Annotated in this window: 12 protein-coding genes; 2 read left to right on the forward strand and 10 right to left on the reverse strand. The window is 54.9% G+C overall.

The genetic code is table 11. The features are described 5' to 3' along the window. From ACVTFQ_RS33865 to ACVTFQ_RS33890, 6 genes are all read right to left on the reverse strand, one after another. A partial coding sequence (locus ACVTFQ_RS33865; RefSeq protein WP_470424657.1) for a zonular occludens toxin domain-containing protein occupies positions 1-670 on the reverse strand: 670 nt, incomplete at its 3' end. A gap of 3 nt (positions 671-673) precedes the next feature. Next, a complete protein-coding gene (locus tag ACVTFQ_RS33870) occupies positions 674-964 on the reverse strand; it encodes a DUF2523 family protein (RefSeq protein WP_209236945.1) in 291 nt (96 codons plus the stop codon). 111 nt (positions 965-1075) lie between these two features. Further along, positions 1076-2563, reverse strand: coding sequence for a hypothetical protein (locus tag ACVTFQ_RS33875; RefSeq protein ID WP_209236944.1), 1488 nt, complete (start codon positions 2561-2563; stop codon positions 1076-1078). A gap of 147 nt (positions 2564-2710) precedes the next feature. Next, the gene (locus ACVTFQ_RS33880; RefSeq protein WP_269825455.1) at positions 2711-2926 is read right to left on the reverse strand and encodes a major capsid protein; all 216 of its coding nucleotides are present in this window, start codon (positions 2924-2926) and stop codon (positions 2711-2713) included. Positions 2927-2951: 25 nt separating this feature from the next. Then, on the reverse strand, positions 2952-3242 hold the full coding sequence (locus ACVTFQ_RS33885) for a hypothetical protein (RefSeq protein WP_209236942.1): 291 nt from the start codon (positions 3240-3242) through the stop codon (positions 2952-2954). A 2-nt stretch (positions 3243-3244) separates the two neighbouring features. Beyond that, positions 3245-3562, reverse strand: coding sequence for a single-stranded DNA-binding protein (locus tag ACVTFQ_RS33890; RefSeq protein WP_209236941.1), 318 nt, complete (start codon positions 3560-3562; stop codon positions 3245-3247). Positions 3563-3765: 203 nt separating this feature from the next. Between ACVTFQ_RS33890 and ACVTFQ_RS33895 the strand changes: the two genes are divergently transcribed. Beyond that, a complete protein-coding gene (locus ACVTFQ_RS33895; protein ID WP_209236940.1) occupies positions 3766-4158 on the forward strand; it encodes a hypothetical protein in 393 nt (130 codons plus the stop codon). 72 nt (positions 4159-4230) lie between these two features. Then, on the forward strand, positions 4231-4476 hold the full coding sequence (locus ACVTFQ_RS33900; RefSeq protein WP_209236939.1) for a hypothetical protein: 246 nt from the start codon (positions 4231-4233) through the stop codon (positions 4474-4476). Between the two features lie 21 nt (positions 4477-4497). Here ACVTFQ_RS33900 and ACVTFQ_RS33905 read toward each other — a convergent pair whose 3' ends face one another. The 4 genes from ACVTFQ_RS33905 to ACVTFQ_RS33920 all read right to left on the reverse strand — a co-directional run. Continuing rightward, the gene (locus ACVTFQ_RS33905; RefSeq protein WP_247750550.1) at positions 4498-5517 is read right to left on the reverse strand and encodes a phage/plasmid replication protein, II/X family; all 1020 of its coding nucleotides are present in this window, start codon (positions 5515-5517) and stop codon (positions 4498-4500) included. Position 5518: 1 nt separating this feature from the next. Further along, positions 5519-5713 carry a hypothetical protein gene (locus tag ACVTFQ_RS33910; RefSeq protein ID WP_209236948.1) on the reverse strand — a complete coding sequence of 65 codons (195 nt, stop codon included), beginning with the start codon at positions 5711-5713 and terminating at the stop codon, positions 5519-5521. Positions 5714-5925: 212 nt separating this feature from the next. Continuing rightward, positions 5926-7302 carry a type II secretion system protein GspD gene (locus tag ACVTFQ_RS33915; RefSeq protein WP_283159222.1) on the reverse strand — a complete coding sequence of 459 codons (1377 nt, stop codon included), beginning with the start codon at positions 7300-7302 and terminating at the stop codon, positions 5926-5928. After that, positions 7299-7777, reverse strand: a 479-nt coding sequence (locus ACVTFQ_RS33920; protein ID WP_470424658.1) for a hypothetical protein, incomplete at its 5' end; no start/stop codon positions are given. The genes ACVTFQ_RS33915 and ACVTFQ_RS33920, both read right to left, overlap by 4 nt.

The following is a 7777-nucleotide window of genomic DNA, read 5'->3' on the forward strand; positions in this document are numbered from 1 at the left end:
TTTTCAGAACGTTGTGACGCTTATCAACAGCGACCTCTTTTCCTGCCGCGTCTGTGGCCCCGGAATACGACTTGTAGAGGGGGAAAATCGCCGGATCGTAACGCCTTGTCTGTGCAGACGCTGACTTACGGCGCTGGTTGGTCCCCTCCCACATCTCGACAACGTAGATGCTGTTCAGTCCGAGGCTTTTCGCCTTTTTGGCGCGGAACGACAGTTCAACAACGTTCTTGAGCTTACGGTGAAGGTCACTGACGGCCTGTGTGATCAACACAAGATCACAGGCAACGCCCGTGTCAGGGTGCGTTAAATGCCGATGCTTGCGGAAGAATTCCATAGAGGATTCGGAGATCGCACCATCCGCCCCCCAGAAACGCCAGCACTCATCGATAACGACCAGATCACCTGGGCGAACGATAGAGTTCGAATTGTCATCAGACGGAAAGAAGGAAGGGCGCTGCACGTCGTCATCCTCGACGACAACGATTTCCCCAACATGGCCCGGTTTGGCTTTCAGCTTCTCAATACAGAAATCGTAGGCCTCATCGTAATTGAAGCCGGCGATATTGGTGACAACACGACGCCCAGCAGCGAGAGCAGGCGCGATGACATACCCAACAACCTCATAGGTCTTTCCCGACCCCATGACCCCCGTATAAACCGAAATCGCCATGGATCACCCGATGATAGGCAGGCGACGGATGGCAAAGCGCGTCATCATCGCGGAAATGATCATCGGCAACCCAGCATCGAGCTTAAGGGCTACAAGGAAATAGACGACGTACTGATTGACGTTGGAAAGCGCGCCTTGGAACCCTTCACCGCCAAACTCGATCTTGGTCAGGAGGTATTGGCAAGCCTCAGTCGTGAAATACCACAACGCGATATAGAGCACCGCCTTGAACATCACCGCCCGAACCACCCAATTGAGGGCGTAGAAGAGCAACGACAACATTAGGGACCACATAGGGACCTCCAAAAGCTAGTAGCACCGTCCGTGCAGATAATCCGGCCTGAGACTGCTCTACGGCGCTATGGGGGAGCGCGTTTGTCTCAGGCCTACCGTTGAAATTTGCCGCTAGGCTGAGAGCACAATCAAAAGAACAAGCCCCGAATAGAGGGCCATCATCATCGCCTGCAGCACAGGCCTGATGTTGTCGATCAACGTGCAATGACCGTTGGCAACAAAGGTCTCATCGGCATAGCTGAATTCGAACGTTGGGCACGTTCCAGTTGTCGAGAAGCTCACAGTCGGAATGTGGAACGTGTCGAAAACAGGATCGATGATCTGATCAATCGTCGGGATCGTCGGCAATTCCGGAGTCGTGACGGTCGGGTGCGTCATGTCAATTCCGGTGCTAGTGCCCGGATCGGTTCCGGGGTCTGTACCTGGGTCTGTCCCCGGGTCTGTGCCGGGGTCTGTACCGGGATCAGTCCCAGTTCCCGGATCAGTCACCGTAGGTGCCCATGGAATAGTGCCGGTTGTAGGGTCGCCAACCGGCCCAGCAAGATCACCGAGCGTAGGCGACAGAGCCGGATAGGTGTTGAGCAACTGCGTCAACTCTGCCTGCGTCATCCGATCCGTATCGACATACGGAACGCCCTGATAGTCGGCCATCTGCGCCGCCCGCTCCCACAGATCATTGACGTGATCTGTAAGCAGACCCGGCTCGACATTCTTTTCAGCTTGAGCGTCCGGGATCATTTGAGGCTTCTCGACAAGCGGATACGCAACAGTATCAGGAAGCTCCAGCGGCTTCTCTTTGCCGCACCATTCAGGATAAGACGAGGTCGAACCGCTCATGCAGTTCGGGACAAGCTCAGGTGCCTGAGTGCCATCTGCATCACTATAAACAAGAAACTCTGTATAACTTGATATGTAGGCGTTAGCGGTCGCAACTGCGCCTGTAGAAGCAGAAGTTAATTCGAACGTTATGTTTCCACTGCACCTGTTCTCAGTCCAATTTGTACTTGAGCAGTTAAGAGTGAGCAGCTTTGCTTTAACGTTGGAATAGGCAGTATTAACGACACGCTGCTGATAAAGCTCATTCGCACGCAGCATAGCCTCAGAAGCCGCGCACTTCGCTTTTTCAACCATATTGCATGTAAAATTTGTACTCTTGTACCCAGCGACACCAGCTATATTAGGCCTTTGAGCCATAATATTAGCGATACTGTTTGTATTGTCGTTTATAACTGTCTCTTCAACTTTCATGAGTTCCGAAACAGTTTCTCCGCCGTCTTCCGTAAACCATCTGTACGCAAGATCAGCCGTCAACGCGATTGCACCAACTGTCACCCCTACCCACCGCGCGCGAGCCGCGACAGAAAGCCAAGCAAACCGGCCAACGGTCTGCCCCAAAGCAGCGCCCTCAGCCGTTACAACACCAGCCACGGCACGCTTTGTTCCCTCCACCGCCGTCTGCTGCGCACCCCTGCTTTCAAGCAGCTTTCCGAGGAGGTCAGGAACCTTCGTGTTGTACGTCGGTTCAAACGCAAAAGCGCCCTGAGCGGTAAAGATCAGGGCGCCAGACAGAGCAGAGGCCAGCAGAAGAGAACGCTTCATATTGTCACCTCGAAAGCGCGCTCGAAAAGCCCGAGATCGTGGCATATCCTGCCACTGTCCCTAGGACGAAGAACGCCAAATACCAAAGTTGAACGATCATCATGAGAGAAGCCGGGAACGCTACGAACGCCCCCGGCCCTATCCCGGTTAGGCGCGACGGATCATGCCGAGGACGAACTTCGCCCCGCTAATAGCCAGCAGAACCGTGATGATGCCCGCCGCCACCTGCATGATTGCCGTGATGACGGTCGAATAATCGATGCTCGACGTCAGAGTAGAGAAGTCCGGCCCGGTTGCTTCCTGAGCGAAAACAGCACCAGCGGAAAAGGCGACCAAAGCGGACGCGGCAAGCAGCTTCTTCATGTTCATTTTTCCTTCCAATTAGGGGTTAGTGGCCAAATTCCTTGACCGCATGCAGGACCAGACCGACCACGTAGGCGAACACCCAGCAGCCGACCACAACACCAAACCCGTAGGCAAAAAACTGCCCCGCCTCCGCCGGATTGAACGGAGCCGATAGGTCCAAGAAGGTTTGGTATTGTTCCGAAGTGAGAAGATGCCCCTGGGCGATCTGACCCGAGTACGGCACCCCCTCAAGAGCGCCGCAACTCACGGCAGGCGTAAGGCTAGAAGGGCCGTCCGCGCTGCAAACAACGATATATTGCGGCGTCGAATCCATCACTAAGCCGCCGCAGCAGACCGAGCAGGAGAGCGATTGAGATCACCGAGTTTGGCGAGCGCGTCGGAGACCGGGAGCAGCTTAACGTTACGACCGAGTTCGAGGCCGTACTTTCCGAGACGAAAAGACCCGCCAGCCAGCACGTACTTGCCCGGATTATACGGCTGCTGTTTTTCCTCAAGAGTGACTTCAAAGGGCGTCGGGTAAGGCTCGCCCTGATGCATAAACGCCTTCTGTCGGCGCACCGACCAATATCCATTGTCATTGCGCCCCTCACGAAAATCGATCTCGTCGCTTGTGATTTCTACATATGCCAGCATTGGCTTTCCTTTCATCCGTACCGACGTTTTCGGCACGAACAGAAAGATCGAAAGCACTGGATTCCGGCTACTGTCGAATTAACGAGTAGGACGCAAAAGTGTCCTAGCCAAAATGGCGAAAATTGCTTTCTGTACAGACTATTAAATTTGAAATATCGTCCGCACAGAAGGACAATCCCTAGGACATTCCCAAGGACGAGACCATGCGCGAAATGCAGATGACCTATCAAGAGATAGCGAAGCGGCTCAACATTAAGCTCGATAGTGCCAGAAAGCTCGTCCGCCGCAAACGGTGGAAGCGCACCATGGGCAACGACGGCAATATGAGGATCAACGTTCCTCTCGATGGTTTCAAAGACGACGAACCTACGGACAATGCCACGGACATGCCTACGGATGTCCCTAGGACAGACGACTACGAAAAAGACATCAAAATCGCAAGGTTAGAGGCGGAGCTTAAAGGAATGTCGGACCTCGTAGAGGCAGAGCGCAGGCGAGCAGACACAGAGGCATCACGCGCTCAAGCCGCCGAGCGCGACCGAGACGACTGGAAAGACCTCGCAACACGCCCATGGTGGAAGAAAATCACGGGCTGACCCTGTGAATCCTACAATAGCCTGATCCTAATGCTTCACCATATGCTCCAGGTGGCCAGCAAAGGAGCAGAGATGACGAAAGACGAGATACCAGCTTTTATCGAGGATTTGGTTGCTATCGGCTGCAATCCTCTAGCAATGGCAGACGACGATTACTGGTTCATAGGTGACGCAGACCTGCCAGAACCGCTGCGAGAACAGGTACAGGAACCGATAGTAAAAATCTGCGATCGGTACGGACCTCGTGACCACCTCTACCACGAGATAATAGACCATCTGAGAAACATCGGGCGCATACCCGACTTCCAGAAGCAATAAAGCCGCCCGAGGGCGGCTTTCTCACGCTACCACGCTGAGGTGAGACCGAGGCTTGTAATAGAGATCACCAGCCCACTCAGGGACACCAGCTGGACGCGCTTCCAGCGCCCTACGAAGCGAAACGATATTATCCTTGACGCAAAGCGTCCCGATATCAGCCCCGGTGACTTCCATGATTTCTTGGCGGTAACGGTAGAACGTCGGGCGCGAATAGAGCTTGCGCATATCACAGCCGGTCTTCCAGAGGGCGTAAACAGCGCGAAGCTTCGGCTTCAAATCTTCCTCTGTCTGAACATCGACCATTGCCAACTCTCCGAAATTCACCTTCGACAGGTACGCTTCAAAAACCTTCTCGGCTCTGTCCACCGTCCATGCGGAAACGTTGTGGAGGCCTAAGCGTTTCAATTCCTGTGTCCGCAATGTTACCTCAATACGGAGCTTATTCGAAGCCCAATTTTCGAGGTCTTCACGCTTCTCAATGTCTTTCGGCAGCTTGTGTACCCGGATTTCCTCTCCCTTGTGATAGAGCTTCATTTGCCACGGCGAAGCACGCTTTCCGGTCGCTACCTTGCCGAAATAAAGCGTGCCGTCCTGATAGTGACCGCGACCGCGCCATTTGACAGACGCCGTCTTCCCTGCCGCCTGTATCCATGCGCCAACATCGGAGAACGTCGGAAGCTCAAACATCTCGGTCACGTCAACGCGAGAAAGCTCTATCTCACCCCGACGCCATGCCAGCAGGTTCTCAGCAGACGGCGCAAGCTCGATTGCCTCGCAAACATCGATCAGCATATCGATCAGAACGCCCTTAAGGTCGTTCGATCCGAACAGATTATGTCCTTGCAGGAACTTGGCAGGATTGCCCTTAAACTCCAACTTTCCACGCTCGACAGTCCGCACGAAAACTCGTGAATCATGCGAACCACGAAGAGACAGGGTTTTATCGGTGCCCCACTCAACCGTGCCATCAGCCCTGTAGTGGACGAGCGCACCGCCAGTGACTGGGATATCCCAGTCAAAGGGGACAGTGCCGTAGATCATATCAATCACTGTCGCTCTTCCTCTTGTCCTCAAGTTCCTTCGCAAAGGCGGCTAATGCCGCCTCGTCATCCTTGTGGACGTAGTACGCACGTCGAACAAAACCGCCTTCTCTGCGACGCTTCTCGTAGCGCTGTTTCGGGGTGAGAACTTCGCCTTCAGCAATGTAATTCTCGATAGGCGTAGCGCGTTTAGACATCGTGTCCCCGAATCAAATTCCGTACAGACGGTAAACCTATGATCCGTACGGATGCAACAACTAAATTCCGTACGGATGTTTTTAGGGCTTGAGACTGAGAGGGGGTGTAAAAAATTGAGACATGTTTTGCATGGTTATATGTCATGCAAAACCCACCCTCGCGGCCACTGCCGGGCGGTCCAGTGGGTCCGTCCCCGTGGCCGCTCGCTTTGTCAGAAAAGGCCATTTATCTCCCCATTGCGGGCCGCACGCTCGATTTCCTTCCTGCTCCTAGGCTTCGCGTCGGGAAGAGCCGGAAACTCGCGTGTACGGTCAAAATTGAGGGAAACAGCCCCCGGCTGCAATTTCTGCACCTGAAGGACGAGAAGCAAATCCGTCCTCGAGCTCGTTTTCGTGTTCGATTTGAGCAGGTCCGGAAGGAAGGAAAAGCCTTCCTTCGCGTGGCTGTCTTTCGTCTTCGTCAAACCTCCGAGCATGACCACATCGCCATCTTGAAGGGAAAGTGTCGTGTCCAGTTTGCGGCGGGTCAGTGTCGGAGTGCTGTTTACGCCTGTCGTCGTCTGCACGAAGTCCGAAATCTCTTGGCTGAGAAGCATGGTGATGACCTTGTCTTGGACCACTGGCCGAACCGTGAAAATGACACCGGCATCCCGGTATTCGACAGATTGAACGGGCGTCGATCCTCCTCCCTCTGGATAGCTCACGGATCCAAGAACAGGGACCGACTGGCCGACTGTGAAGGAGGTAGACGCGCCGGATCGAGCACGAACAGCAGGAGCGGTCACCAGATTGAAACGGCTGTCCGTCGAGAGCGCTGAAACGATGGCTTCGACCGAAGATGATTTGAAGGCGAGAAAGGAGCCAAGGACATTGGGATCAGCGAGACCAAGGCCCGTCGAGGTGTAGGCCGCGCCGGTCCCTACGCTGACCTGGCTCTTGAGCAGGCCAACGGCAAGCTGGAAGGCGGAGCCGTCATCGACATTGGTTCCGACCTCAAAGACCGCCGCTTTGACAGCCAGGTCAGAAACAGGCGTATCCAGCCGCGGCAAAAGCTCCTCGATCTCGGCAAGCGACTTTTTCGCGGCATGGACAACCAACTTATCCGAAACGACGCTTTCCGCGCTTGTCCCATCGGCATAGGTCACAGCCGCACCAGTTCCTCCAAACCTCGCTTCCGGGAACAAAGGCTTGAGCAAGGCCACCAGTTCAGCAGGATCACGCCACTTCGGGGTGTAGAACATTGGAAAGCTGTCGATCGGAGGGGCAGGAGCTGGACCGGGAAGCTCCACACGATCGACGCCCTTGCCGGAAATGATCTTGAAACCGAGAGCGGCCAAATAGTCGTTAGCCTGATTGATCGCACCCGCCTGCGTTCCACTGATGTGTACAGACACCAACGACCGATTAGCCTGCACGGCTGGTGACGTGACGAACGGCTTTCGAAAAATCTCCCGGTAAAGGAGGCCGACAAGTTCAGACGCCGGAATGTCCTGCGCGTAAAGCAGAACCGGAGTTTCATCAGCCGCCCGCACTGGCAACACCACCAGTAGACCTAGGACAAGGCCTAGGATTGTCCCTGTCCTTCTCATGGTGTCACCTCCCCCATGGAAATTAGGGGTGGCTGCGAGGTGGCAGAGGCGAGACTGCCTGTCCACTCTGTCACAGTCTGCCCGTCTATCGTTCCAGTGACCGGCCGACCGTCGGAGAAACTAAACATCGACGGCGACACGGCACGAACCCGACCGGCATTGTTGATGATCAGCACAACACGGCGCTCTCCGAACGATACAAAGCCGGAAAGTCTCCATTCGGTCGACATCATGGGAGTTTGCCGAACCGGTGTTTGGCTCTGGATCGGCTGACCATCGGTGCCAGAGGGACCCACTCTGCCCGACTTCACGCCCTCTGCGGAGGATAGCTCTTTGGCTCTTGAGGGGGTTGCTTGGTCGCGCTCGGCGGCCTGATCTTTTGTCGTGGTCTTGGGATCGAAGAACGAAACGACACCCCACACGGAATAGATGCCCAGCAGGACAAGCGCAGGAGCGCCCAGCACGAACTTCCAGC

The organism is Rhizobium sp. O111 (assembly GCF_055616315.1).